This window comes from Acinetobacter tianfuensis (genome assembly GCF_003611465.1).
Taxonomy (GTDB): domain Bacteria; phylum Pseudomonadota; class Gammaproteobacteria; order Pseudomonadales; family Moraxellaceae; genus Acinetobacter; species Acinetobacter tianfuensis.
In genome coordinates, this window is the sequence record NZ_RAXV01000005.1 from 1 (window position 1) to 25,791 (window position 25,791).

Sequence of the window (25,791 nt, forward strand, 5' to 3'; positions counted from 1 at the left end):
ACATAAAAAAACCACCCAATTTCTCAATCAGGTGGTTTGGAAAATTCAGATTTAAGGCTTATTGAGCAGTTTGCTGTTCAGACTGAATAGCTGTCAAGGCAATCGTAAATACAATATCATCCACCAATGCCCCGCGTGACAAGTCATTCACAGGTTTATTCAATCCTTGCAGCATTGGACCTACGCTGACTACATCTGCAGAACGCTGTACTGCTTTATAGGTTGTGTTACCTGTATTCAAATCTGGGAAAATGAATACATTGGCACGGCCAGCCACTTTAGAATCTGGCGCTTTCGAACGGCCAACACTTTCAACAGATGCGGCATCATATTGCAATGGGCCATCGATGAGTAAATCTGGACGGCGTTCTTGAGCAATGCGGGTCGCCTCAGCTACTTTTTCTACATCTGCGCCAGCGCCAGAAGTCCCTGTTGAATAGGAAATCATGGCAATGCGCGGGTCAATACCAAAAGCTTTTGCTGAATCCGCAGATTGAATTGCAATTTCTGCCAGCTGTTCTGCATTTGGATCTGGATTAATTGCGCAGTCGCCATAGACATAGACTTCATCTGGCAGCAGCATAAAGAATACAGAAGACACCAGTGAATAATCTGGAGCCGTTTTAATCAGCTGGAATGCAGGGCGCACTGTATTTGCGGTGGTATGCACAGCACCAGAAACTAAGCCGTCAACTTGATCAAGCGCCAGCATCATAGTGCCTAAAACCACAGTATCTTGCAGCTGTTCACGCGCTTGTAAATCATTGAGCTTTCCTTTACGCAGCTCAACCATTTTAGGCACGTAGTTTTCACGAATCATATCAGGATCGATGATTTCTAAATCATGCGGAAGCTCGATATTGCGCGCTTTTGCAACGTCAATGACTATTTCAGGTTTGGCCAATAAAATACAGTGTGCAATACCGCGTGATTGACAGATTGCTGCAGCTTGAATCGTACGCGGTTCATCGCCTTCAGGCAGAACAATCCGTTTTTTTGCAGCAATGGATTTTTGAACGAGTTCATGACGGAAAGCAGAAGGGGATAAGCGAGGCTGATACGAACCATTCAATACTTCAGTAATCCAATCGGTATTGATATGGCTGGAAACAAAGCGGGTCACTTGTTCTGCGCGTTCTACGTCATCCACAGGAATTTCGTTGCCTAAGTTTGAGAGCTGCTGTGCAGTTTCAAAAGTGCTTAAAGGCGTATGTAAAATTGGCAAGCCTTGCTTAATCGCTGCTTGGCAGAAATCTAAAACTTGAGGGTTTGGTTGGTGATGTTCCGTCAATACCAATCCTGCAAGTGGAATGCCATTGCTGCTTGCAAGGCTAGACGCCAGCAATACATCAATACGGTCAGAGGCGCTGATAATCAGTTCGCCTGCCACAAATTTGTGAAGTTCATGTTCAATATTAGATGCAACTAAGCTGCTATGCAGTACACGGCGATGAGCAGCATCGCCTTGGTTGATCCATTCCGCTTGAATATGCACAGCTAAGTCAGACATACGCGGCACGCTGAGCGTATTGCTAAATGGAACGAGGCCAATGACTGGCAGTTGTGCAGAACCGACTTGAGGATTGCTTTTTTGTAATTCGGCAACAAATTTATTGGTATCGCTGATTAAGCGCAGATTTGGATCAAGTGTGACAGGAATTTGCGCAGACTCTTCTGGCAAGCCGCGTGTGCGCATAAACAAGACGCCCGCAGTGCGTTCAGATGCTGCACCACCGAATTGGCGTAGAGAGCTGTCAATTTTTTCTGCAGTTTTCGTTGGATTTTGAATATCCGCTGTACTGACAATGATGACTTTGGCATCGAGCGCTTTTGCTAAAGTTGAGTTGAGTTCTGAGGCAAAGTTATCACGACTGTTCGGAACCAAACCTTCAACAATAATCAGATCATGTTTTTTTGCAATTTCGCGGTGTAAACGAACGGCTTCTTCAAGCAGCTCATCGCTCTCATCATGGCTGAGCTGCTTCGCGATGGTGGTATGGTGAACCGGTTCTACCGTTTCATTATTAAATAAATGGCGATAAAGTGCCGTTGTACGGTCAACGGTATCAACGACATTTTCTTGTGAAAATGGTTTTAGAAAGCCAGCTTTGACCCCTTGGCATTCTAAAGCATAAATTAAACCTAAGCATGCAGATGTTAAACCTACACCTTCCCCAGTTGGTACGAGTAAAATTGTTTTCATACGGTGTCTAAATTAAAGCTAAAAATTAATATTGAATGCGAAGGGGCTAATGCGATTGCTTATGCAATCGCAGCTTCTGCCTCAGGCTTTTTTACAGCAGACGCCGTTACCTCGTCTACAACATGCTCAGTTTCTTTAGCAATACGGCCTTCTTCATCGGTTGGAACAACCCAAATTTGCGGGCCAGTACCATGGTCAATACGGCCTTCAGTACCGCGTTTTAAGTTGTCATTTAATTCTTTACTGAGGTTGAAACCAAAGTGCGGTAAGTAAGCAACTGTTTTTTCACGAATGTAGGCAGAGTTTTCACCAATACCGCCTGTGAAGAATAGGCCGTCAATACGCGGTAGACCGCAGCTGAGGCCAGCCAAAGATTTTGCTAAACGGTAGCAGAATACTTCAATAGCAAGTGCGGCATCTTCGTTGCCTTGTTCAGATGCTTCAATCAAAGTACGCATGTCATTGGAAAGATCAGACAAACCAAGCAGGCCTGATTGGCTGTTCAGCATTTTGTCGATTTTGTAAATATCCCAGCCTAAGTTGCTTGCAAGGAAGCTGTGAATACTTGGGTCTACATCACCGCTGCGGGTTCCCATTACCACACCTTCAAGCGGTGTAAGGCCCATTGACGTATCTACAGATTGGCCATTCCAAATTGCGCAAGTCGAGCTGCCATTGCCTAAGTGAGCAGTTAACCAGCCGCCTTGTTTAAAGCTGCCTGCAAGCATTGAGCCGCGCTCAGATACATACGCATGGCTTGTACCGTGGAAGCCATAACGGCGCACGTTATGCTGTGTGTACAAAAATTTTGGCAATGCATAACGATATGCGTGAGACGGCATAGTTTGATGGAATGCTGTGTCAAATACAGCAACTTGCGGCAGCTCTGGGAACAAACGCATAGTTGCTTCGATACCCACTAAGTGAGCAGGGTTATGCAATGGAGCAAGCGGCGTTGCCTCACGAATACGTTCAATAATTTCTGGTGTTAATAGCTCAGCTTTGGTTAATGTGCCGCCGTGAACGACACGGTGGCCAATCGCTTGAGGATTATGGTGAGCCAAACGCTCTAAAATAGTTTCTAGGGCTTTTTCATGGCCAGCATGCGGGATGGATAGCTCAAGAGCAGCACCGCCTGTAGTGACCCCTTTAATACGCGCATCAGCAGAACCAAGGTTCTCGGCCAGACCAAAAATACGATCTTCACGGCGCTCAGAAACTAACGCATATTTGATAGAAGAAGATCCGCAGTTAATTACTAATACTGATGTAGACACGTTTAAATACCCGAATTCTAATTGAAATACTTATCCATAATATTGATCTAATAGCAGTTGTATTGATTGATGCAATTTAGATCTGTGATGATGTTTTATCATGGGTTTTTTTATCGTCCTAGATAGACTTTAGGAGATTAGACTTAAGCACTATCGACCCTAATCATAATAATAATTAAAATTTATCAGTTCATAGTTTTCATTTATTAATAAAATAATCATCAAAATTTATACGATTTAAGGCATATCCCCAGAACATAACATGCGATTACAGCGCTGTAATCCTCTATATTGCTGCAAAATAATGCGTTAATTGTACTATTCTAATTTTTCTCAAATATTTGCATGCCAAAATCCAATTTTTAGAAACTTTTGCACGATGCGGCATAAGGTTTTTATTTCATTATGTGAACGATGAGTCTAGTTTTTCAAATTGCAATAAAAAAAGCTGCGCCTTTTCTTTAAAAAGCGCAGCTTTTATTTCGATTTGGATTTATTGGCGGATTTGACCGTCACCGAATACAACCCATTTTTGAGACGTTAAACCTTCAAGTCCTACAGGGCCGCGGGCATGAATTTTGTCGGTTGAAATGCCGATTTCAGCTCCAAGGCCATATTCAAAGCCGTCGGCAAAACGGGTAGAGGCATTAATCATCACTGAACTTGAATCTACACGCGCTAAGAATTGACGCGCTAGGCTGAAGTTTTCAGTGATAATTGCATCTGTATGATGTGAGCCGTATTTATTGATGTGATCAATCGCTTCATCCATGCCAGAGACAACTTTCACCGCCAAGATTGGGCCAAGATATTCTTCATACCAGTCTTCTTCAGATGCCGTTTTTACATCACTGCCTAAAATGCGCTGAACATCTTTACAGCCGCGAAGTTCAACTTGCTTTTGTGCATATAATTCAGCAATGCGCGGTAAAAATTCATCTGCAACTTTTTCATCAACAAGCAATGTTTCCATCGCATTGCATACGCCGTAACGGTGAGTTTTCGCATTTAATGCAATTGGCAGGGCTTTTTGCAAATCTGCTTGCGCTTCGACATACACATGGCAGTTGCCGTCTAAATGCTTAATGACAGGCACACGCGCATCATTGCTGATCCGTTCAATCAAGCCTTTGCCGCCGCGAGGCACAATCACGTCTACATATTCAGACATGGTAATCAGCTGGCCGACGGCAGCGCGGTCAGGTGTATTAATCACTTGCACACACGTTTCAGGCAAACCTGAAGTTTTCAAGCCATGCTGTACGGCAGCCGCAATTGCTTGGTTCGATTCAAGCGCTTCTGAGCCGCCGCGTAAAATAATGGCATTGCCTGATTTCAGCGCTAAAGAGGCTGCTTCAAGCGTCACGTTTGGACGGGACTCATAAATCATGCCGACGACGCCTAACGGCACACGCATTTTACCCAGCTGGATGCCTGAAGGGCGGTAGGCCATATCTGTAATTTCGCCGATGGGGTCTTTCAGTCCAATCACATCTTTTAAGCCGTCAAGCATGCCTTTAAAACGTGCGGGAGTCAGTTCTAAGCGATCAAGCAGGGCACTGTCCAAATTGCTGCTGTGAGCTTTATCCATATCTTTTTTATTGGCAGCTAAAATTGCCGCTTCACTATTGTTTAAAGCCGTATAAATAGCAGATAAAGCATGATTTTTTGTTTCAGTAGAGGCACTTGAAAGCACGCGGGATGCTTGGCGGGCCTGCTGTCCTACTGTTTGCATATATTGTTCAATAGACTCTTGCATAGCGCTGTGATCACTTAGAAATTTCAATTCGATATTAACAGCCTATAACCGCACAATGAAGTATTAGAGCGGTATTTAATCGTGAATTGGCTGAGGTTTTCACATTTTGAAATTATTTTGGATGCTAAAACAGATGAGTGGCGCAAGAAGCAGTTGCTTGTAAAATCATCTCCTGTATAGAATGAACCCTAAACGACAGTGAAGTCATACAATTATCAATATGAGCAGGACGCTTGCAGCAAGAGCGCTCTTACAGATTTCTTGCAGAATATAAAAATAAGGCAAGGATGGAGGACAGGAATATGAATTCCATTATCCCGATGGACCCTGAGGTACAGGCAAGTACCCATTACGGCTTTTTCGATTTATACGACCGCAATAGTTTCAAGCAGCCCGCACGCACGACGTGGATTGATGGCTGGAAAATTGAATATATGGCAATTGCGCGTCCCGATACGCTGCATATGACGCCAATGGTGATTATTGGCGGTGCATTTCAAAATTTTAACTCTTATAAATATTGTGTTGAACAGCTGTTTGACGCAGGCCCGATTGTGCTGATTGATTTGCCGTCTATGGGCGCAAATCAGCAAATTACCAATGTAGATACAGGTTTATCGGCTGGAACGCTGGAACTGGAAGATTTAGCCGGCATGCTGGGGACGTGGCTGGATATTGTTGATTTACCTAAAGTTGCTGTGCTCGGCATGTCATTGGGTTCAGTTGTGGCCTCTTGTCTGGCGCATCAGCGTCCAGAACTGATCGACCGCATGATTTTAATGGGTGTCATGCAGAAAACCCGCAAAAGCTGGCGCATGCTGTTAGAAGAGTCTTTGCACTTGATGAAAGAACAGCGTATGGATGAATTTGGCCAAGCGGTGATTTTATATTTAGTGAACCATGCGAAGATGGATCTGACCCGCATGTCGCCAACGGCCAAGCGGCTGTTCTTCCGCCAGATGGCAGAGTTTACGGCAACCGAGCAGGAGCGTTATGAAATTAACTGCAGCCGCCTGCTCCGTTTGACCGATGTGCCTATTCCTGAATGTGATGTGCTGGTTGCCTGTGGACAATACGACAGCTTTACGTTGCCGTATGAAAATGCCAGCTTTGCTTTGCAGTGCCCTAACATGCAGTTTGCCATGATCGCCAATGCTGACCATGTGCCGCAGCTGCAGCGCCGTAAAGAAACCATGAATTTATTTGCGACTTATTTACGCGGTGAATCCATTCAAAATGCCGAAGGCATTATTCCAATGACACGTGAGCAAATGCTGAAGATCGACCGCCGCGCTGAAGCGCGCGTTACAGTACAGCAGCCATTTACTCAGCTGACACACCGCCATTCAGCAGTCAAATTCAGTACAGAAATCATTGATGTCAATTATTTTGGCATATTGCTGCAAATGGAAGATGCGGCTCAGGCAGGCCAGGCTTCGGATATGCCGCGTGATTTGGCGCTGCATTTAGAAGATGAAAACGGCGCGTTTGTCATAGAATGTCTAATTTTTGAAACAGCAGACTCTCAGATCCGCGCGTTGTTTAAACACGGCAGTTTTGATGTTGCTGAACGTTTATTGCAGTTTGTACAGCATCAGCATGAATTAATGCATATTCAGGAAGCGGTTTAAAAGTGCTTCAGATAAAGAAAAACAGCGCTATGAGCGCTGTTTTTTTGTCGATGCATGAATGACCCAGACCAGATCGCCGCCATGCTCATCAGGATTTTGAAAGGGAATGACATTACTGTGCTTATTGCCTTGCTCGGCTTGCGGCAAATGATTCAGCGGCTGCAGCACGTCGATTTGGTTAAAACCGGCATTGCTAAAAAAAGTCTGTATTTCCAGCGGGCTGATAAAGTGAAAGCTAAAGGCGCTGCGCGACATAAATTTCAGTAATTTGCTGCTGGTCCAAATAAAATTAGCCAGACGGTTTTTGACTGGTTCAGGATAAATATCGGTCAGGTAATGCAGCTGTTCAAAGTCTTGCCCATATTCGGTGATGCCTTGCAGTAAGCGGTTCAGCAGGGTTTTGTCAAAATAATTGATTAAGCCTTCACTGATAATAACGAGAGGACGTTTTGGATCAAAGACTTGAAAGATCTGTTCAAAGTCTTGACTGAAAATGTCGGCTGTGAGGACCTCAGGCGCTGTTTGATCGAGCTTTTGCAGCGCTTCGGTTTTAATTTTTGCCATATCTGGCAAATCGAGTTCACGATAATCAATTTGGCTGTATTTCTGACGGAAGTTCCAGCTGCGCGGCGACAGGCCGCAGGCTATTTCTAAAATTTGCAGATTGGGATGCAGTTGAATTAATTGGCTGAGCTGGCGGTCAATTAGGGTGTGGCGCTGTTTAAGTGTTGTGCGCATGCTGCCGCCGACATGTTTTTCGGCCCATGACTCCAGCGGGTGTACTAACTTGGCTAAAAACTTGCCTTTTGATGTGGCAAATACAGGGTTAGATATTCCCATGCTGTACCAAATGTAGCCTGTGTAGTGCGCGGTAAAGGAAATGTGGCGGTGTTCGGATAAGTCTTGAGTCATGTATGTTAAGCCTTAGATATTATTTTAGTTTTAATCTTTATACAGTACAGCGGTTGCAGGAAATTATCATAATAAAAAAGGAACAGTTTGTCCTGTTCCTTTTTTATTCAGTCAATTCATTTTTAGCCCGCGTGCTTAAGCAAGGCCTGTATTGCGAAATGCCGTGATGCGGTCACGTATGGCTGCCCACTCTGAACCTAAATCTAGATATTCACCAATGATGATATTTGGGATTTTACCGCGCATGCGTTCTAAACGTTCTTGATTAGGCAAAGGCAGATTTTCAATACCGGCTAAAGCAATGCAGGCCGATTCGCGGCTATTGCAGACCAGCCCCATATCACAGCCCGCGCTTAGCGCTGCTTGAATACGTGCATCTGCACCGCCAGCGACACAGGCAGCCTGCATGCTGAGGTCATCTGAAAACAGTACGCCGTCAAACTTCAGTTCTTGGCGCAAGATGTTTTGAATCCAGTATTTTGAGAAACCTGCAGGGTTCGGGTCCACATTTTCATAAATGACATGAGCAGGCATCAGCGCATCCAGCTGGTCTTGCAGCTGAATGAAACTTTGCATGTCTTTTTGGTAAATTTCTTGATAACTGCGTGAGTCAATGGCAGCAGCTACGTGCGAGTCTGCTTTGACTGAACCGTGGCCTGGGAAGTGTTTGCCTGTTGAGGCCATGCCGGCACGTTTCATGCCTTTTAAAAATGCGCTTGCCAGCGGCACGATGTCTTGCATATTTTTTGCAAAGCTGCGGTCGCCAATCACATCGCTGATGTCATTTAAATCCAGCACTGGCGCAAAGCTGAAATCAATGCCGACAGCCAAAACTTCAGCTGCCATCAGCCAGCCGCACTGTTCAGCTAATTCCAGCGCTTTTTCAGGTTCAGTTAAGTATAAGTCGCCAAACTTGCCCATAGCCGGGAGTAAAGTAAAGCCATTTTTCAGACGCTGTACACGGCCGCCTTCTTGGTCTACAGCAATTAAAATGTCGGGACGGATACGGCGCATATGGTCAGTCAGGGCGCGAACTTGCTTTGCTGATTCAATATTGCGGCCAAATAAAATCATGCCGCCGACTTGCGGAGACTTTAATAGTTCAATATCTTCTTGAGTAAGTTCTGTGCCTGCAATATCGAGCATCAATGCGCCAATCATATTTGGGGATCCGTGTTTGAGTTTTTAGGGAAAAACAATACCTGAATTCTGCAATGTTTTGCTACACTTTGTCAGCACAGATTATGATAAAACTACACGACATAAACAGATTAAGTCATTTAAGATTTTGAAAATATTTAATTCTCATCGAAAAATGACACCGCAATTTGGTTTGGATACCAAGGAAGTACGACATATTTATGAAACTTCAGACAATAGCTTGCGCCGTTGCCGTTGCAACAGGCGGTTTCTTCTTTACGCATGTTGTGAGTGATGCAATTGCGGCGGAAAATACACCAGCTCCAGCAGGCGCTATACAGCCTACGCAAGAGCAAGCCTTAGTTTCGCGTCAGCTGGCAACGTTGGTTGACCGTCAGCATTATTTGAATATGCGTTTGGATGCCAATACATCAAACCGTATTCTTGATTTTTACTTGGATAGTTTAGATCCAGAGCATACTCTATTTTTAGCTTCAGAAATTGAAGATTATAAAAAACGTTTTGGCGCAAATTTTGGCGCAAATTTGAAAGCAGGCAATTTAAGCGGGCCATATGAAATTCATGCACAGTACCGCGCTAGACTGAAACAGTTTTACAGCTACATCTTGGCTGAACTGAAAAAGCCGCAAAATTTAAATCAGCCAAATAATTATATTGAAACGGATCGTGAAAAAGCGCCGTTCTTTAAAACTGAAGCTGAACAGCGTGAACATTGGAATAAAATGCTGGTTTCTCAGCTGATCAACTTAACGATCAGCAAGGAAGAAGAGCAGGCGAAGCAAAAAGCGTTAAAAGACAATCCTGAGCTGGCGAATGGTCAGGATTTGACAGGCCCTGAAGATCTCACCCCAGTCCAAACGCTGACCAAACGCTTTACCCGCCAGCTTGAACGCGTTAGCCGCTTAAAAAGCGATGATGTGCTGGATAAAACGCTGAATGCCATGATGCTGACCTACGATCCGCACAGCAATTATTTCCCGCCTGTAGATGCGATGGAATTGAACCGCCAGACGACGCTGCAGCTGGAAGGCATTGGGGTTTCTATCCGTCCTGAACGCGGCAACGAAGACTATACCAAGATTGAAACGATTGTAGAGGGAGGGCCTGCCAGCAAGTCGGGTCAAGTGAAATCTGGCGACCGCATTATTGGTGTTGCGCAAGACGGCGAGAAAATGGTGGATGTTATTGGCTGGCCGAGCAATGAAATCGTCGGTTTAATCCGCGGCAAACGCGGCACTAAAGTCACGATCCGCTTGTTAGGCGCAGGCGCCTCAATGAGTCAGGCGCGTAATGTCAGTATTACCCGTGATGTGATTCAAGAAGAAGATGCTGGTGTACGTTCACGTACAGTTGAAATTGAGCGTGACGGCAAAAAGCATAAATTTGGCGTCATTGAAATTCCGTCATTTTATTTAAATTACCGTGCCCGCCGCGCAGGTACGGAATACCGCTCTGTATCTGAAGATACCAATAAAGCACTGAAAGCGCTGAGTGATCAGAATGTAGCGGGCGTAATTATTGATTTGCGCAATAATCCGGGAGGTTCGCTGGAAGAGGTAGCGCGTATGCTGGGGCAGGTCATTAAGTCTGGTCCAGTCGTGCAGATTCGAGACGGCAATGGCAATGTCAGCGTTTTTGAAGATGATGACGGCGGTGCGCAGACCTATGCTGGGCCATTAGCAGTATTAATTAATTTGGCATCAGCATCAGCCAGTGAAATTTACTCTGCGGCAATTCAGGATTATGAGCGCGGTGTCGTGATTGGCAGTACAACCACGGGTAAGGGGACAGCGCAAGTGCAGCTGGATTCTTTGGCCTATGGTCAAGCGACATTGACTCAGCGTAAGTTCTACCGTGTCACTGGCGGCAGTACGCAAAATAAAGGCGTGATTCCAGATGTTCAGCTGGTTGATATTTATAATGATGAGTTTGGTGAGCGTAAATCTAAAAATGCGCTGCAGTGGGATACCATTCCAACTGCGCCATTTAAACGAGAAGGTTCAATTAAAAACTATGTGCCTGATTTAGTTAAATCTTCACAGACCCGTGTCAGTTTAGACCCGCAGTTTAAGTATCTTGAACAGCGCACTGCATTGGCGAAAAAAACCGATGATCAAAAGCGTTTAGTGCTGGATTTGCAAAAACGCAAGGCTGAATTGCTGGAGCTTGAGCAAAAAACACTAGAGGCAGATAACTATCGCCGCAAAGTGACAGGCCTTAAGCCATATGTCAACTGGGAAAGCTATCAAGCTTCTTTAGATGCTTTGGTCGAGTCCCGTGCAAAAATGAAAGCGGCGCAGCGTCCAGCATTGCCTGAAGAAGAAGCCTTTGTGAAAGAGGCGGCAAATGTGCTGATAGATTATGCGGATTTGCAAAAGAAAGTGAAGCCAGTCTCATAAAAAATACAAAGCTGAATTTGTACAAAGACCAGTAAGCCCGCTTGCTGGTCTTTTTATTGGAAATTTCAAGTATTTCGGTATAAATTAGCAGCTTATTCAAGTTGAGTGATGCAATTCATAACTAGATTTGCAAAATTCGATAAGATGTATTGAAACTCGGAATTAGCACTTGACCTTAATCGCAGAGTGGTGGATTCTAAAACAATTACTTGTTTTGTCGGCATTCTTTTGAGGCTTTTTTATACATTGGTACAAAAGAAGCTTGCCGTTTTTTAAAATTTTCAGAATAACAATCAGAGCTGGTGCGGAAAGCTTCATATGACTCATATACATTATGATTATAGTCTGGTGTTAGGCTCTGTAGGGGTGGCCTTACTGGCCTGCTATTTTGCAATTTCGTTAGAGCAGCTGCTATTTCGCCGTACGAAACCAAAATATGAAAAAATAATTTTGGTGGCTAGCGGCGCAGTGCTTGGCGCTGCAATTTGGTGTATGCATTTTGTTGGCATGCAAGCCAGCGCTATGCCTTCAGATTTTGAATTTGAAACGGGTTTAACGCTTACATCGTATGGCATTGCTTTTGTCGCTTCAACGTTTGCAATTTGGCTGACTACCCGCCCGACATTGCCTTTTGCCCGTTTAGTTTTGGGCGCAGTCCTGATGGGGCTGGGGATCTCAGGCATGCATTATACTGGCATGCTGGCTTTAAAGATGCAAAATTACGAAGCCTATTATGATCCGCTCATTGTGGTTTGTTCAATTATCATTGCTATTTGCGGCTCAGGTTTAACTTTTTGGCTGGCCTTTAAAAATAAGTATGTCGGTCACCGCAGTGTATTTGTCAAGCTGGCGGTTGCTGCTATTTTAACCATTACAATAGTCAGTATGCATTATACCGGCATGGCGGCGACAAGCTATTTCCCTGTAGATACAGAAAGGCTGTTGCTGCAGAAGCAAGCCAGTCATGATTTAATCCTATTTACGATTTTATTTATTACTTCCCTGATTTTTGTGGCGGCCTTCAGTGTTGCAATGCTGGAGCAGCGCCTTGAAGAGCGCAATAAACAGCTGTCTAAGGCCAATAAAGAACTGGCAAATCAGGCAGTGCAAGATAATTTAACAAAACTGCCAAACCGCTTATATCTTGCTGAATATGCACATTTGCTGTTTACCGAGCATCGCGGTTCAAGTGAAAAAATTGCTTTTTTATATATCGATTTAGACCGCTTTAAAGCAGTTAATGATGTCTTTGGACATCATGTGGGAGATCAGCTGCTGATTCAGCTGGCAAACCGCATTCACCGTTTGCTGAATGAGCGTTCTCGTCTGCTGCGTATCGGCGGTGATGAGTTTTTAATGGTGATTGAAAAAGCCACTTCCGATCAGGCTAACCAGACGGCGCAGCGTATTCTTGAACTGATTCAAGAGTGCTTTTATATTGCAGGCAAAGAAATTAATTTATCTGGCAGTATTGGCATTGCCATGTTTCCAGAACATGGCAATAACCTGCAGGATTTATTGATCAATGCAGATGCAGCCATGCTGACCTCTAAATATCAGGGACGCAATACCTTCTCGATGTTCAGCTATACCGTTGATCAGCATGAGGCGAAGAGTCAAACGAAGCTGATTAATGACTTATATAAAGCAGTCGAAGAGCAGCAGTTTATTCTGTTTTATCAGCCAAAATTTAAAGCAAATGATTACAGCATGTGCGGTGTTGAGGCGCTGATCCGCTGGAAGCACCCGAGCTTAGGCATGCTGACGCCAAATATGTTTATTGGCGGTGCAGAGAAAACGGGGCTGATTATTCCGATGGGCTATTGGGCGCTGGAGCAGGCCTGTAAGCAAATTCAGCTTTGGGAAGACAGTGAAAATGATCAGTTTTTGCCTATAGCGGTAAATCTTTCTGCTATTCAATTTGAACATAAACATTTGTTTTCAAATTTGGAAAATTTGTTTGAGCGTTACCGCATCAATCCAAGCAATTTGATGATTGAGATTACAGAATCTACAGCAATGCATCATATTGATGTCAGTATCCGTACATTTGAACGGCTGAGAAAGATGGGGATTAAACTGGCGATCGATGACTTTGGCACAGGGCATTCGAGCTTTTTGTATTTGAAAAATTTGCCTGTCGATGAACTGAAAATTGATAAAGGTTTTATTCATGATTTAGCGCCAAACTCTAAAGAAGAAATGATTTTGGAAAGCATTATTCATTTGGCTGTCAAGCTTGGTTTGGTCGTTACTGCAGAAGGAATTGAAACACCGCTGCAAGCTGAAATTTTAACGCGTTTAGGCTGTCAGCAAATGCAGGGATATTTACTGGGTTTGCCAGTCGATTTAAATCGCTTAGAGGCGCGGGAGTTTGTCTGATCTATTGGATCTGCACGAAGTATATTAAAGATAAAAACGCAGCTCAGGCTGTGTTTTTTGTTTAATCATTAGTTCTAAAAAAATACGTAAAGGCTGAGATCCGCTTTAGAGACGCCGCAGATTTATTATTGCGTCTAGGATTGTTTTGCATTCATAACAGCAAAGCCGAAAAGCTGTTTATAAAATGAGAGTCTAAAAGTGTGTTATTAAAAATTATTCTAAATCTGCTACAATTGCGCCAATTTTAAGTTATCACTTCACTGGCTTGCTGCACATTTATACGTGTGTACAAAACTGTGTACATATTGAAGATTTCCCTTATGTTTAAAGATCAATTAGCTAGAGAAGTAGCAGCGCGCAGGACCTTTGCGATTATTTCCCACCCCGATGCGGGTAAAACCACCATGACAGAAAAACTGCTGTTATGGGGGCAGGCGATTCAGGTTGCAGGTATGGTAAAAAGCCGTAAGTCTGACCGTGCTGCAACATCTGACTGGATGGAAATGGAAAAAGAACGCGGTATCTCGATTACCACGTCAGTGATGCAGTTTCCGTTTAAAGACAAGATGATTAATCTTCTGGACACACCCGGACATGAAGACTTCTCGGAAGATACCTACCGTACTTTAACGGCCGTTGACTCGGCGTTGATGGTGATTGACGGTGCAAAAGGTGTCGAAGACCGTACCATCAAATTGATGGACGTGTGCCGTATGCGCGACACGCCAATTATTTCTTTTGTCAATAAAATGGACCGTGAAATCCGTGAGCCATTAGAGCTGTTAGACGAAATTGAAAACGTTTTAAAAATTAAATGCGTTCCAATTACATGGCCTTTGGGCACAGGCCGTGACTTTGCCGGTGTATTTAACCTGATCGAAGAAAAATTTTATGTCTATAAAGCTGGTTTTGGCTCAACGATTACAGACATTGAAATACGTGATGGTTATGACTATCCAGACTTGCGTGAAAAAGTAGGTGAGCTGGCTTGGGCGGCATTTGAAGAGTCTTTAGAATTGGTTCAAATGGCGAATGAGCCTTTAGACCGCGAAGAGTTTCTCTCTGGCCGCCAAACGCCAGTACTGTTTGGTACTGCATTAGGCAACTTTGGTGTAGATCATGTGCTGGATGCTTTCAGCAACTATGCGCCTGAGCCTAAAGCTCATCCGACTAAAGACCGCCATGTAGAAGCGACTGAAGAAGGTTTCACAGGCTTTGTATTTAAAATTCAAGCCAATATGGATCCGAAACACCGTGACCGTATTGCGTTCATGCGCATTTGTTCAGGCAAATATGAAAAAGGCTTGAAAATGAAACATGTACGTCTGGATAAGGATGTACGTATCAGTGATGCCTTAACGTTCTTGGCTGGTGACCGTCAGCACTTAGAAGAAGCTTGGCCTGGCGACATCATTGGTTTGCATAACCACGGCACAATTCAAATTGGCGATACATTCACTTCTGGTGAAAAGCTGCAATTTACCGGTATTCCTCACTTCGCGCCAGAAATGTTCCGCCGCGTGCGTTTGAAGGATCCGCTCAAATCTAAGCAGCTGCAAAAAGGTTTAAAAGAGCTTTCGGAAGAAGGCGCAACACAGGTCTTTATGCCGCAGCATAATAATGACCTTATTGTGGGCGCTGTGGGTGTGCTTCAGTTTGAAGTTGTTGCTTACCGTTTGAAAGAAGAATACAAAGTGGACTGTATTTATGAGCCAGTCAGCATTAATACAGTGCGCTGGGTATCTTGTGATGATGAGAAAAAGTTCAATGAGTTTAAGAAAAAAGCGCATGATCAGCTGTCTGTAGACGGCGGCGGCCACTTAACTTATTTGGCGCCAAGCCGTGTGAATTTGCAATTAATGCAAGAACGCTATCCAGACATCGTATTCCGCAATACGCGTGAACACTAAGTTCTAGATCTGCATCACATCCTGTACAGGAATCCAAAACAGCTTCGCATGAAGCTGTTTTCTTTTGTGTTAAATTTATCGTAACTTTATTCGGTTTTTTAGGTTATGTATCTCATTCAGCGTACAGCTTTTATTGTTTTGCTTGGTCTAATGCTGAGTGCCTGCGATGATCAGGCATCAAAACAAGACGTAGATGCAAAACAGTCAGCGCCGCATAATGTATTTCAGCCTAAAACTGAAATGGCAGATGTATTGCCATATTTAAATATTCAAGAACAGTCTGCTAAAGTGGCTTTGCCATTTTGTGAGCATAAAAACTGTCTGAATGTAGATGTGCAGACCATTATTACCAAAGATGCATGGTTAAATGCATGGGTTGAGCGCAGTCAGGCTTTGGTGATACAGGATCAGATTGGCCTGAAGCAAAATATGAGTCTGCAGCAGGCTGTAAATGCTTATGTGAAAAAATCAGATGCATGGCAGGAAGAGTTTAAGGCCAATAAACCTTATGAGCTGTCGATGTATTCACGTATTCCGTATCAGCGCAATCAATATGTGCTGCTGCAGCTTGGGGTAGATGCCTCACAAGAGGCTATGAAAATAAAAGAACGTTACTATTTTTTTGTGGCAGACCGCCGTGCGCAAAAAAATATGAAAGTGCTGGATGCTGTAGAGCCGAAGCAGCAAGTCATGATGGACAAATGGGTGCAGCAATTTTATGCCCAATGGCTTGAAGAGCAGGAACAGGCTGTACGTCAAGCCGCGCCAAAAAAGCTTTATTGGGGACAAGCGGACTGGTTTTTTGACCAAGAGGGCATAGGCCTGCATTACCGTTCAAATGAAATTGTTAAAAATGGTCAACAATTAGATATTTACTTAAGCAAAGAACAAACACAGCAAGTCTTGAAAGCTGATGTATATCAGCTTATGTTTTAATTTTAATTTTAATTTTTATGCTCAGCTCAAGTCATGAATTGATCGTTTTGCTTGAGACAGTAGTGAGTGTGAAATGAACTGTGTGCTCATAACGGTGAGCAGTGGCTGCGAATAGGTAGAATTTATGTTAAAGCATAAGAATATATGGGTAATGACAATTTTGGCATCGGCGGTGATGCTGACTGCGTGCCAGCCGAAAAAAGAAGAGCCGAAGCCTGAGCCGGAAAAACCGACAACAGAAGTACAGGATTTGAGCCAAAAATTAATAGGCGATTCTGAACAGCTGGATTTGAAATTGCCAGATTGCAGCGGCAACAGCTGTCCAGAACTTTTAATTGAACGTTTGAACAGTAATCAGCGTTTTATTGATGATTTTATTGATCAGAAAATAGTGCAGCTGCTGAGTGAAATACTTTCAGTTGAACCTGTTGATGAAAAAGCAGAGAACGCGGCAAGTGATGCTGCAGCTAGTTCAGAAGTGAAGCCTGCCTTGGCGCAAGTGGAAACGCCTAAACTGAAGATGGAAAAGCAAAGCCAGTCTTTTGTTGCCGCATTTATGAGTTTAGATAAAGAGTTGAAAGAGCTGAATTCAGCACAGCAAATCAGCATCATGGTTAAACCTAAAATTTTAAATGCAGAAAAACCGCTGGCGACAGTCGTGCTGAACAGCAGCAGTTATTTGGGCGGCGCACATGGCTCATCTGCGCAGCAATATTATAATTTTGATCTGAAAGCCAAACAGCTGATTAAATTGGATGATTTGCTTCAGCCAAATAAAAAAGCAGCTTTAGAAAAGCAAGCCCATGCAGTCTTCAAAGCATGGGTGACAGAAGCGAAGCTTGCAGACAGTATTGAAGAGTATGAACAAGCGTGGAAATTTCAGCTGACGGACAATTATTTTCTGGGTAAAGACGGTCTGATTTTACAGTATGCAGAATATGAAATTGGGCCTTATGTTGTAGGTTTGCCGCGTTTGACCATTCCATATGCAGAGCTGGAAGGCATACTGAAGCCGCAGTATTTGCCTGTCAAAGCAGAGGCGCCAGCGTCTGAAGCCAAAGCAGCAGCGCAATAAGATGATAAAGCTTTTTGATACCCATACCCACTTTGATGTGCCTGATTTCGACGCTGACCGGGCGGCGCTGGCGCAGGCGGCTTATCAGGCTGGTGTTGCGGGTTTGGTATTGATTGGTTTTGTACAGGAACGCTTTGCTGATTTAGTTCAGACACATCATTGGCTGAATGATCTGCCGCAAGCGCCGCAAAGCTATTTAGCGCCTGGCTTGCATCCTTTTTATATCGAGCAGCATGCTGATTCACATTTGCATGATTTAGAAAAAATTATTCAAACGCAAAAATGTGCGGCAATTGGTGAAATTGGCTTAGATACTTTTTTGCCGCAGCATAAAGTTCCCGCTGTTTTTGCCCGTCAGCAGCAGCTGTTTGATGAGCAAATTGAGCTGGCGCAGCAGCATCAGCTGCCGATTTTACTGCACATCCGAAAATCGCATGCAGAAACATTGCAAATGTTGAAAAAACAAAAGTTTAAACAGGGCGGTGTTGCCCATGCTTTCAGCGGCGGAGTGGAAGAGGCGAAAGCTTTTGTGAAATTGGGTTTTAAGATTGGTGTGACAGGGCAGATCACCAATCTGAATGCAAAAAAATTGCATGCTGTTGTGCAGGCTATTGGCGCAGAACATTTGGTTCTGGAAACAGACTGTCCTGATATGACACCGCTTTGCTGTCAGCAGGAACAGGGCGCAAGGACACGCAATACACCAGTGAATTTACCTTACGTACTGCAAGGTCTTGCTGCAAGTTTAGACTGTTATGAAGCTGATTTAGCGAAGCAGCTGTGGCTGAATACGATGCAGGCGCTGCATTTAAATTGAATGCAGTGATCTTTAGAAATGATTTTGGCCATATTGCACTTTATAAAAAAAGGCGCATTATGCAATTTCTTAAATGCCTGAGACTTGGCATTATGCAGTTAAATTTTTTTAAGTGAGAACCACATGGCACAAGGACTATTGGCGGGTAAACGCTTTCTAATCGCGGGCATTGCCAGCAAACTGTCAATTGCATTCGGTATTGCTCAAGCGCTGCACCGTGAAGGTGCTGAACTGGCATTTACCTACCCAAATGAAAAATTAAAAAAACGCGTTGATGATTTTGCAGAACAATTCGGTTCGACTTTAGTTTTTCCATGTGATGTTGCAGTTGATGCTGAAATTGACAATACGTTTGCAGAACTTGCAAAACATTGGGACGGTTTAGACGGTGTGGTGCATTCAATTGGTTTTGCGCCAGCGCACACGCTGGATGGCGATTTTACTGATGTGACTGACCGTGAAGGCTTTAACATTGCGCATGACATCAGCGCGTACAGCTTTATTGCAATGGCGCGCGCAGCGAAGCCTTTGCTGCAAGTCCGTCAAGGCTGCTTGTTAACGCTGACGTACCAAGGTTCTGAACGTGTAATGCCAAACTACAACGTAATGGGTATGGCTAAAGCATCATTAGAAGCGGGCGTTCGTTATTTGGCATCTAGCTTGGGTGCTGAAGGCATCCGTGTAAATGCAATCTCAGCTGGCCCAATCCGTACCCTTGCAGCTTCAGGTATTAAATCGTTCCGTAAAATGCTCGACTTGAATGAAAAAGTTGCGCCGTTAAAACGCAACGTTACCATTGAAGAAGTTGGTAATGCAGCATTATTCCTATGCTCACCTTGGGCAAACGGCATTACAGGTGAAATCATGTATGTAGATGCCGGTTTCAATACTGTAGGTATGAGCGCTGATTTAATGCTGGATGCTGAGTAATTCGCTTTCAGTTCTCTCTCCCTGTGGGAGAGGGCTAGGGTGAGGGGCTGTAAATATGGATTTGCAAAATCACCTCTCCCTGACCCTCTCCTGAGAGGAGAGGGAAGAAGTAGCCAATAAAAAAGACCGCAAATGCGGTCTTTTTTATATCTGAGGCTTTGCGATTAAGCTTGGCCTTCAGCAGCAGCGGCTTGAGCACGCTGCATATTTGCTTCGAATTCTGCATCGAAGTTGATTGGTGTCAGAAGAAGCTGCGGGAAGCTGCCTTTCGTAACCATATCATTCACAGCTTCACGCAGGAATGGGAAAAGAATGTTCGGGCAGTAAGCGCCAAGGATGTACGGAAGACGCTCTTCTTCAACAGCATCAATCAGGAAAATACCAGACTGAGTGACGTCAACGATAAATGCTGTTTCGCCGCCGTTGTTTGCTTGAACGACAACTTTTAAAGAAACTTCAAAGTGTGTCGGATCAACTTTTTCTGCAGAAGAAGATAAGTTGATATTCAGTTCAGGCTGCCATTCTTTTGTGAAAACTTGTGCCCCAGGTACTTCAAAAGAAATATCTTTAGTATAAATACGCTCTAATGCTAATTGCGGTTGAGCTTGTTGTTCTTCACTCATTCTTTAATCCTTAATATGAAGATGTGATGTTATAGAGGCAATTAAGCCAATAATTCGTCGAGCTTGCCATCGCGCTCTAAAGCATACAGCTGGTCAAAGCCGCCGATGAACTGATCGCCAATAAAAATTTGCGGCACAGTGCGGTGATTGGTGCGCTGCATCAATTCCACGCGTACTTCAGGCGCTTCATTTGATAAATTAATTTCTTTATAGTCAACACCTTTACGTTGAAGGAGTTGCTTTGCACGAGTGCAGTATGGGCAAACGGTCGTTGAGTAAATTGTTACTTCAGCCATTTGAAATCTCCTTAAGCTTTTATTTAGCTTTAACTAAAGGTAGGCCTTGTGCTTTCCAGTTGCTGATGCCGCCGTCTAAACGGTATGCATCGGCATGGCCAACCTGCTGCAGCGCAGAGCCTGCAACTTGACCAAGATTGCATACAAAGACCAATGGACGGTCAGATGTTTTCAATTCTTCAAGATGTTTTGTAATTTGGCTGTACGGAATATTGCGGCTGCCGCTGATATGGCCTTCACGGAAGTCTTTGCTGTCACGCAAATCAATCAGCATGGCATTTTTAGCTTTTACTAAAATACCCAAAGACTGCGGCGAGATTTTGCGGCCATTACGTTGGCCTTCAAGAATAAAGAACAATACAACTAATACTGCAAGTGTTCCAAATAAGAAGGGGTGATTCCCCATAAACTCGAACCAGCGTTCCACACGTCACCTAAATTACAATTCAAAAATTGCCAAGAGTATAGCTCATAAATATGGTGATCAAAATCACCGCTTCAAGGGCAGCAGCAGAATAAAAACTAATTTTTTTGCTGTGCTTCCGTGATTTCATCAATTAAGCGTAAAAAGCTTTCTAAACGGCGCGGCAGAATATCGCCTGCCTCAGCCGCCAGCCGCAGTGCGCATTTTTTTTCGTGCTTATGCGTACAGTTGCGGAATTGGCAGTAGCCTAGGCGGTTTTCAATTTCTGGAAAACCGTGCTGCACTTTATCTAAATCCAAATGCCACAGGCCAAATTCACGAATCCCCGGTGAATCAATTAAGGCAGCGCCTTCACCAAAGGAAATTAAGCGGGTGGATGTCGTGGTATGCTGACCGAGCGCTGAATTTTCTGAAATGACATTGGTCTTTTGCGCCGCGTCAGGAACAATCGTATTGATCAGTGAGCTTTTGCCCACGCCAGACTGGCCGACAAAAGCAACTGTTTCGCCTGAAAGGCGGGCAGCCAGCTCAGACACATCACCTGTGGATTGCGTCATCAGCACTTCATAGCCCAGATTTTTGTACTCTTGTACCAAATCTAAAATAGGATCGTTTTCTTTGACCAAATCCATTTTGTTGAGGACCAGCAGGGCAGGAATGCCTGCGTCTTCACAGGCCACCAAATAGCGGTCGATCAGGCTGGGCGCAACTTCAGGAAATGCGGAAAATACTACGACAATCAAGCTGACATTGGCTGCCACAGGTTTAACTTTGTGATAGCGGTCTGGGCGGGTCAATAACGATTGGCGCGGATGAATGGCAGTAATAATGCCAAGGCCTGTGTTTGGGTCAGCTTGCCATTTGACACGGTCACCTGTTACCAGCGCTTCAAGGTTAGTGCGGGTATGGCAGCGCCAAACACTGCCCAGCTCAATCGGCTTCCAAAATGGCTCGGGCTCACCTTCTGCAACATCAGGTTTTTTCGGGTGTTCAGCAGGCTGATTCAGCGCCTGCACTTCCAGCTGGCGGCCATAATGCTGTACCACCAGTCCTTCAAGATCATTGGTGGTATCAACTTCTTCTTGACGGGATTGATGCTGTTTTTGAATGCGGCGCTGCTGCTGTTCGGTCAGGCGGCGCTTGCGGATTAGAGCCATTCGTATCCTAAAAAAACCATGGAAACTAGACCGCAAAAATAGCATGAAGCGGGGCCTAATTACAGCGCGGGGCCTATAAATTTGCTACTATAGCCGTTTTTAAGCCTAATAAGATTGCACATTTATGAGCAGCACACCTGATACCCGCCTGATTTGGATTGATCTGGAAATGACAGGTCTAGATACAGATAATGACCAAATTATTGAAATCGCGACAATTGTGACGGATGATAATTTAAATATTCTGGCAGAAGGCCCCGTACTTGCTGTGCACCAGTCTGCGCTGGTATTAAATGCGATGGATGAATGGAATACGCGTCAGCATGGGCAGTCAGGTTTAATTGAACGTGTGCGCCGCAGCAAATTGACAGCTTTAGATGCTGAACAGCAGACGTTGGAGTTCCTGAAAAAATGGGTTAGCCCGAAATCATCGCCAATGTGCGGCAACTCAATCTGCCAAGACCGCCGTTTCTTGCACCGTTTAATGCCTGAGCTTGAACAGTTCTTCCATTACCGCAACTTGGATGTATCATCTGTGAAAGAACTGGCGAAACGCTGGCGTCCAGAGATTATGGGCGGCTTAAAGAAAAATGCTTCGCATTTGGCGATGGACGACATCCGTGATTCTATCGCAGAGTTAAAATACTACCGTGAATATTTCTTTATTATGAATAAAGACTAAAAATGAAAGAGGCTGCGGCCTCTTTTTTGTGCTTAAACTAAAACGTTCTGCATGGTTGTGATTATGGCTTTAGACGCGATATTTCATATTGACAGCTTCGAACAGCACCCAAATGCAAAGCATCAGCAAAAACTCCCAATCTGTTTTATGCAGTCCCATGGCAGTCATGATGAAGAGGCTGATAAACAGAACACGGATGGCAATGCTTAAATACAGCCGTTTTGTTTTGCGTAAATATAAATAGGCAATATAGCCGGCAACACAGAGCATATTCAGCGCAAGCAGCAGCGTAAAAAGCATGATGTTTCCTTGAGGCGATATTCAAGCTTTTAGATTTTCGTTTATTTATTGCACAGTATTTTCCCGCAGTAAATACATGTTGAATTTGCTAAAATGGCGCCAGATTTTTACAGCTTTTGAGACCACATGATTGACTTGCTTCAAGATGATGAATATGACCGCCGTTTTGCCGGTGTGGCTAAAATTTATGGTGATGACAGTTTTGCACACTATGAAAAAAGTCATGTCATGGTGATTGGTATTGGCGGTGTCGGTTCGTGGGCGGTTGAAGCTTTAGCGCGTACGGGTATCGGTGAGCTGACTTTGGTCGATATGGATGTGGTGGCGGCATCGAATATTAACCGTCAGCTGCCAGCCATGAGTTCAACCTTAGGCCATGAAAAAATTGAAGTCATGGCGGAACGCTGCCGTTTAATTAATCCAAGAATCAAAGTTAATTTAATTGATGATTATCTGACGCCAGAAAATGTCAAAGAGGTTTTAGCGGGCAATCCAGATCTAATTTTAGATTGCATTGATGATGTCAAAGCGAAATTGGCGCTGATGCTGCATTGCCGTTTTAATAAAATTCCATTGATTGTCTCTGGCGGTGCTGGCGGGAAATTAGATCCGCTTAAAATTCGTGTGGCAGATTTGTCAAAGACAGAACAGGACCCGATGCTGGCAAAATTGCGTACTCAGCTGCGCAGCAAAGGAATTTGTAAAAAGCCGAAAGATAAATTTGGCATTACTTGCGTGTATTCAATTGATAATCCATTTTCCAGCGCCGATGTCTGTCCGAGTGCAGGTTTACGCTGCGGGGGATATGGCTCAGCGGTTGTTGTGACTTCCAGTTTTGCGATGGTTGCTGTAGCTGAAGTACTGAAAAAGTTGGATGCAAAACGTATTAAACTTTGATGTATGAAGCATTTTTATAGAAAACAAAGGCGCCGTTTACGGTGCTTTTTTTGATCGCTGGATTTAAAATCGTTATATTGGTAAAAGCGTTGATTGTGTTGGCAGCTGCGAATAATCAATAGGCTGCTGGCTGCAGATTATAAAAAATTTTCGTATGGGGGCGCTATGTGGTTTTTACTGCTGATGATTGTTGGGGGGATGGGGCTGGCTTTTTGGATGTGGAAACGTCCTGATCCTGTCACGCGTGATCAAGCGAATATGGTTCAGCATGACTTGTGGCTGGATAATATTGATGCGCGTCTGAATTATGCTGCCCGCTTAGTCCGTGAAGCAGGTCAAGACAATTTTCAGCGCGCTTATCAAATTTATGAAGATCTGAATAAGCAGCATGAGCTGCCGCAGGCGCTGACGCAAATGGGGCTGATGCTGTGGCATGGTCAGGGGCGTGAAAAAAATCAGCAGCAGGCAATGGGGCTGCTGGAAAAAGCGTTCCGCTTAGGCGGCGACGAAGCTGCTTTTCAGCTGGGTGTTCTGCATCAGGATGAGCTGAACGATACTGAAAAAGCGCGTTATTGGCTAAGCCATGCGGCAGCGCTGGGACATGTTGATGCTCAGTATAGGCTGAATACATTGACATCTGATCAGACTGAACAGCAGCAGCTGAGCCTGTTGAAACGCAATGCAGAAAATGGCCATGCTGGTTCATTGTCTCAGCTGGCGCAGCATGCTTTATTTCAGGCAGACCCGCCGCAAATCAGTGAGGGTCTGGATGCCTTATTTCAGGCTGCTGAGCAGCGCAGCTTGCCGGCTAACCAGCAGCTGTATGAGTTCTATCAGTTCGGTACATTTGTGGCGCAAAACAGCCAGTTTGCACTGCAGTATTTGAAAACCAGCATCATGCTGGGCGCACAGCAGCTGATGCCGCTGTATCAGCAAGCTGTACTGATGGGGCAATATGATACAGATCAGCGCCAGCGCGTACTGTCTGATTTGATGACAAAATCCAGAGAGCAGCAAGACCCGAAAGCGAAAGCGCTGCTGGGGCATGCATACTTTCATGGCTGGCATGCAGATCAAAATGAAACCATGGCTTACCGTTATTGGATGGAAGCTGGGCAGCTGGGCAGCTGCGATGCGCTTTGTGCTTTAGCTGGCCTGCACTTTGAGCAGTATTTGGTTGATGCACCGCAAGAAAAGGCGTTTGAATTATATAGCCAAGCGGAGCAGAAAGAATCCAGCTATGTCAGTCAAATGGGACTGGCTTTATGTCACCTTTATGGCGTTGGCACGGCGCAAGATACGAGTCAGGCGCAGAAGCTGATACAGGCTGCTGCACAGCAGGGCTGGAAATATAAGGTCAGCAGCAGCGCTGATTTATATTATGTAATCGGCTTGTTTTATCTTATGGATATTTATCCGCTGCCGAAAAAAGAAAAAGCGATCGCCTTTTTTAAGCAGGCGGCACAGCAGGGTTCAAACCAAGCGCTTTGGGCGCTGTATCGTTTATATGCGGGTGAAACAAGTCAAACGGAGCTTGATCTTGAACAGGCATGGGAGTATTTGCAGCAGGCGGCTGATGCTGGACATGCAGAAGCGCAGCTGCAATTGGCCCAAGCTTTGCTGAAACAGCCTGAGCAACAGATACAAGCTTTGCAATATTTACAGCAAGCTGCCTTAAGCAATCCAGCTGCGCAGAATTTACTGGCTGAATGCTATGAACACGGCACGGCAGCGGAGGCCGATATGGTTTTAGCTTTAAGCTATTATCAGCAGGCAGCAGCTGGGGCAAATCCTGATGCTTATGCCAACTTGGGCCGTATGTATTTATATGGTCAAGGTGTGGAACGCAATGTCAGCACAGCGAAAACATGGCTAGAAAAAGGCAGCCGCATGCAGCATGCCGAATCACGTCGTTTACTGAAAAATGTGGAAGATTATCTGCATGTTTAAATAGCTTGAACAGCGAGTTTTATCTGCTGTGCAGCATGAAATTTACGGAGCAGATCAATGCAGCGCGTCC

Annotated in this window: 21 protein-coding genes; 11 read left to right on the forward strand and 10 right to left on the reverse strand. The window is 44.5% G+C overall.

Translation table 11 applies throughout. The annotated features are described in order from the left end of the window. Positions 1-58: 58 nt before the first annotated feature. From pta to D7V32_RS03560, 3 genes are all read right to left on the reverse strand, one after another. Positions 59-2,203 (reverse strand): phosphate acetyltransferase, encoded by a 2,145-nt coding sequence (pta, locus tag D7V32_RS03550; RefSeq protein ID WP_120401544.1) that lies wholly within the window; start codon positions 2,201-2,203, stop codon positions 59-61. A gap of 59 nt (positions 2,204-2,262) precedes the next feature. Beyond that, positions 2,263-3,480 (reverse strand): acetate/propionate family kinase, encoded by a 1,218-nt coding sequence (locus D7V32_RS03555; RefSeq protein ID WP_120401545.1) that lies wholly within the window; start codon positions 3,478-3,480, stop codon positions 2,263-2,265. Between the two features lie 493 nt (positions 3,481-3,973). After that, entirely contained in the window at positions 3,974-5,239 is a 1,266-nt protein-coding gene (locus tag D7V32_RS03560) for a glutamate-5-semialdehyde dehydrogenase (RefSeq protein WP_120401546.1), read from the reverse strand. A gap of 302 nt (positions 5,240-5,541) precedes the next feature. Here D7V32_RS03560 and D7V32_RS03565 point away from each other — a divergent pair, with 302 nt between their 5' ends. After that, on the forward strand, positions 5,542-6,870 hold the full coding sequence (locus D7V32_RS03565; protein ID WP_120401547.1) for an alpha/beta fold hydrolase: 1,329 nt from the start codon (positions 5,542-5,544) through the stop codon (positions 6,868-6,870). 27 nt (positions 6,871-6,897) lie between these two features. On the opposite strand, the gene D7V32_RS03570 is transcribed toward D7V32_RS03565, so the two are convergent. Both D7V32_RS03570 and nagZ read right to left on the reverse strand, forming a co-directional pair. Further along, positions 6,898-7,782 (reverse strand): class I SAM-dependent methyltransferase, encoded by an 885-nt coding sequence (locus D7V32_RS03570; RefSeq protein WP_120401548.1) that lies wholly within the window; start codon positions 7,780-7,782, stop codon positions 6,898-6,900. Positions 7,783-7,917: 135 nt separating this feature from the next. Further along, a complete protein-coding gene (gene nagZ, locus D7V32_RS03575) occupies positions 7,918-8,943 on the reverse strand; it encodes a beta-N-acetylhexosaminidase (RefSeq protein ID WP_120401549.1) in 1,026 nt (341 codons plus the stop codon). A 200-nt stretch (positions 8,944-9,143) separates the two neighbouring features. On the opposite strand from nagZ, the gene D7V32_RS03580 reads away from it, so the two are divergent. The 7 genes from D7V32_RS03580 to D7V32_RS03610 all read left to right on the forward strand — a co-directional run bounded on the left by D7V32_RS03580 (position 9,144) and on the right by D7V32_RS03610 (position 19,392). Further along, complete coding sequence (locus tag D7V32_RS03580) at positions 9,144-11,342, forward strand: carboxy terminal-processing peptidase (RefSeq protein WP_120401550.1); 2,199 nt, start codon at positions 9,144-9,146, stop codon at positions 11,340-11,342. Between the two features lie 318 nt (positions 11,343-11,660). After that, complete coding sequence (locus D7V32_RS03585; protein ID WP_120401551.1) at positions 11,661-13,724, forward strand: bifunctional diguanylate cyclase/phosphodiesterase; 2,064 nt, start codon at positions 11,661-11,663, stop codon at positions 13,722-13,724. 320 nt (positions 13,725-14,044) lie between these two features. After that, positions 14,045-15,634, forward strand: coding sequence for a peptide chain release factor 3 (locus D7V32_RS03590; RefSeq protein WP_120401552.1), 1,590 nt, complete (start codon positions 14,045-14,047; stop codon positions 15,632-15,634). A gap of 105 nt (positions 15,635-15,739) precedes the next feature. After that, entirely contained in the window at positions 15,740-16,570 is an 831-nt protein-coding gene (locus D7V32_RS03595) for a hypothetical protein (protein ID WP_120401553.1), read from the forward strand. Positions 16,571-16,694: 124 nt separating this feature from the next. Next, complete coding sequence (locus tag D7V32_RS03600) at positions 16,695-17,645, forward strand: RsiV family protein (protein WP_120401554.1); 951 nt, start codon at positions 16,695-16,697, stop codon at positions 17,643-17,645. Position 17,646: 1 nt separating this feature from the next. Continuing rightward, entirely contained in the window at positions 17,647-18,462 is an 816-nt protein-coding gene (locus tag D7V32_RS03605; protein ID WP_120401555.1) for a TatD family hydrolase, read from the forward strand. 123 nt (positions 18,463-18,585) lie between these two features. Next, complete coding sequence (locus tag D7V32_RS03610; protein ID WP_120401556.1) at positions 18,586-19,392, forward strand: enoyl-ACP reductase FabI; 807 nt, start codon at positions 18,586-18,588, stop codon at positions 19,390-19,392. A gap of 164 nt (positions 19,393-19,556) precedes the next feature. On the opposite strand, the gene secB is transcribed toward D7V32_RS03610, so the two are convergent. The 4 genes from secB to rsgA all read right to left on the reverse strand — a co-directional run bounded on the left by secB (position 19,557) and on the right by rsgA (position 21,892). Beyond that, positions 19,557-20,015: a protein-export chaperone SecB gene (secB, locus tag D7V32_RS03615; protein WP_120401557.1), complete on the reverse strand. Its 459-nt coding sequence runs from the start codon at positions 20,013-20,015 to the stop codon at positions 19,557-19,559. 41 nt (positions 20,016-20,056) lie between these two features. Then, entirely contained in the window at positions 20,057-20,311 is a 255-nt protein-coding gene (gene grxC, locus D7V32_RS03620; RefSeq protein WP_120401558.1) for a glutaredoxin 3, read from the reverse strand. 19 nt (positions 20,312-20,330) lie between these two features. After that, positions 20,331-20,738: a rhodanese-like domain-containing protein gene (locus D7V32_RS03625; RefSeq protein WP_120401559.1), complete on the reverse strand. Its 408-nt coding sequence runs from the start codon at positions 20,736-20,738 to the stop codon at positions 20,331-20,333. Between the two features lie 95 nt (positions 20,739-20,833). Then, a complete protein-coding gene (gene rsgA, locus D7V32_RS03630; protein ID WP_120401560.1) occupies positions 20,834-21,892 on the reverse strand; it encodes a small ribosomal subunit biogenesis GTPase RsgA in 1,059 nt (352 codons plus the stop codon). A gap of 124 nt (positions 21,893-22,016) precedes the next feature. Here rsgA and orn point away from each other — a divergent pair, with 124 nt between their 5' ends. Continuing rightward, on the forward strand, positions 22,017-22,574 hold the full coding sequence (gene orn, locus D7V32_RS03635) for an oligoribonuclease (protein WP_120401561.1): 558 nt from the start codon (positions 22,017-22,019) through the stop codon (positions 22,572-22,574). A 69-nt stretch (positions 22,575-22,643) separates the two neighbouring features. Here orn and D7V32_RS03640 read toward each other — a convergent pair whose 3' ends face one another. Continuing rightward, positions 22,644-22,874, reverse strand: coding sequence for a hypothetical protein (locus D7V32_RS03640; protein ID WP_120401562.1), 231 nt, complete (start codon positions 22,872-22,874; stop codon positions 22,644-22,646). Between the two features lie 126 nt (positions 22,875-23,000). Here D7V32_RS03640 and D7V32_RS03645 point away from each other — a divergent pair, with 126 nt between their 5' ends. Together D7V32_RS03645 and D7V32_RS03650 are read left to right on the forward strand one after the other, a co-directional pair. Continuing rightward, the gene (locus D7V32_RS03645; RefSeq protein WP_120401563.1) at positions 23,001-23,771 is read left to right on the forward strand and encodes a tRNA threonylcarbamoyladenosine dehydratase; all 771 of its coding nucleotides are present in this window, start codon (positions 23,001-23,003) and stop codon (positions 23,769-23,771) included. A 165-nt stretch (positions 23,772-23,936) separates the two neighbouring features. Next, positions 23,937-25,721: a tetratricopeptide repeat protein gene (locus D7V32_RS03650; RefSeq protein WP_120401564.1), complete on the forward strand. Its 1,785-nt coding sequence runs from the start codon at positions 23,937-23,939 to the stop codon at positions 25,719-25,721. Positions 25,722-25,791 lie beyond the last annotated feature (70 nt).

Excerpts from the sequence above, each read along its gene's own strand:
- D7V32_RS03610 (WP_120401556.1), top strand. The coding sequence starts at position 18,586 with ATGGCACAAGGACTATTGGCGGGTAAACGCTTTCTAATCGCGGGCATT.
- D7V32_RS03595 (WP_120401553.1), top strand. The coding sequence starts at position 15,740 with ATGTATCTCATTCAGCGTACAGCTTTTATTGTTTTGCTTGGTCTAATG.
- pta (WP_120401544.1), bottom strand. The coding sequence starts at position 2,203 with ATGAAAACAATTTTACTCGTACCAACTGGGGAAGGTGTAGGTTTAACA.
- D7V32_RS03650 (WP_120401564.1), top strand. The coding sequence starts at position 23,937 with ATGTGGTTTTTACTGCTGATGATTGTTGGGGGGATGGGGCTGGCTTTT.
- grxC (WP_120401558.1), bottom strand. The coding sequence starts at position 20,311 with ATGGCTGAAGTAACAATTTACTCAACGACCGTTTGCCCATACTGCACT.
- D7V32_RS03640 (WP_120401562.1), bottom strand. The coding sequence starts at position 22,874 with ATGCTTTTTACGCTGCTGCTTGCGCTGAATATGCTCTGTGTTGCCGGC.
- D7V32_RS03605 (WP_120401555.1), top strand. The coding sequence starts at position 17,647 with ATGATAAAGCTTTTTGATACCCATACCCACTTTGATGTGCCTGATTTC.
- D7V32_RS03565 (WP_120401547.1), top strand. The coding sequence starts at position 5,542 with ATGAATTCCATTATCCCGATGGACCCTGAGGTACAGGCAAGTACCCAT.
- D7V32_RS03580 (WP_120401550.1), top strand. The coding sequence starts at position 9,144 with ATGAAACTTCAGACAATAGCTTGCGCCGTTGCCGTTGCAACAGGCGGT.
- D7V32_RS03590 (WP_120401552.1), top strand. The coding sequence starts at position 14,045 with ATGTTTAAAGATCAATTAGCTAGAGAAGTAGCAGCGCGCAGGACCTTT.
- D7V32_RS03570 (WP_120401548.1), bottom strand. The coding sequence starts at position 7,782 with ATGACTCAAGACTTATCCGAACACCGCCACATTTCCTTTACCGCGCAC.
- nagZ (WP_120401549.1), bottom strand. The coding sequence starts at position 8,943 with ATGATTGGCGCATTGATGCTCGATATTGCAGGCACAGAACTTACTCAA.
- D7V32_RS03645 (WP_120401563.1), top strand. The coding sequence starts at position 23,001 with ATGATTGACTTGCTTCAAGATGATGAATATGACCGCCGTTTTGCCGGT.
- D7V32_RS03600 (WP_120401554.1), top strand. The coding sequence starts at position 16,695 with ATGTTAAAGCATAAGAATATATGGGTAATGACAATTTTGGCATCGGCG.
- D7V32_RS03560 (WP_120401546.1), bottom strand. The coding sequence starts at position 5,239 with ATGCAAGAGTCTATTGAACAATATATGCAAACAGTAGGACAGCAGGCC.
- D7V32_RS03585 (WP_120401551.1), top strand. The coding sequence starts at position 11,661 with ATGACTCATATACATTATGATTATAGTCTGGTGTTAGGCTCTGTAGGG.
- rsgA (WP_120401560.1), bottom strand. The coding sequence starts at position 21,892 with ATGGCTCTAATCCGCAAGCGCCGCCTGACCGAACAGCAGCAGCGCCGC.
- orn (WP_120401561.1), top strand. The coding sequence starts at position 22,017 with ATGAGCAGCACACCTGATACCCGCCTGATTTGGATTGATCTGGAAATG.
- secB (WP_120401557.1), bottom strand. The coding sequence starts at position 20,015 with ATGAGTGAAGAACAACAAGCTCAACCGCAATTAGCATTAGAGCGTATT.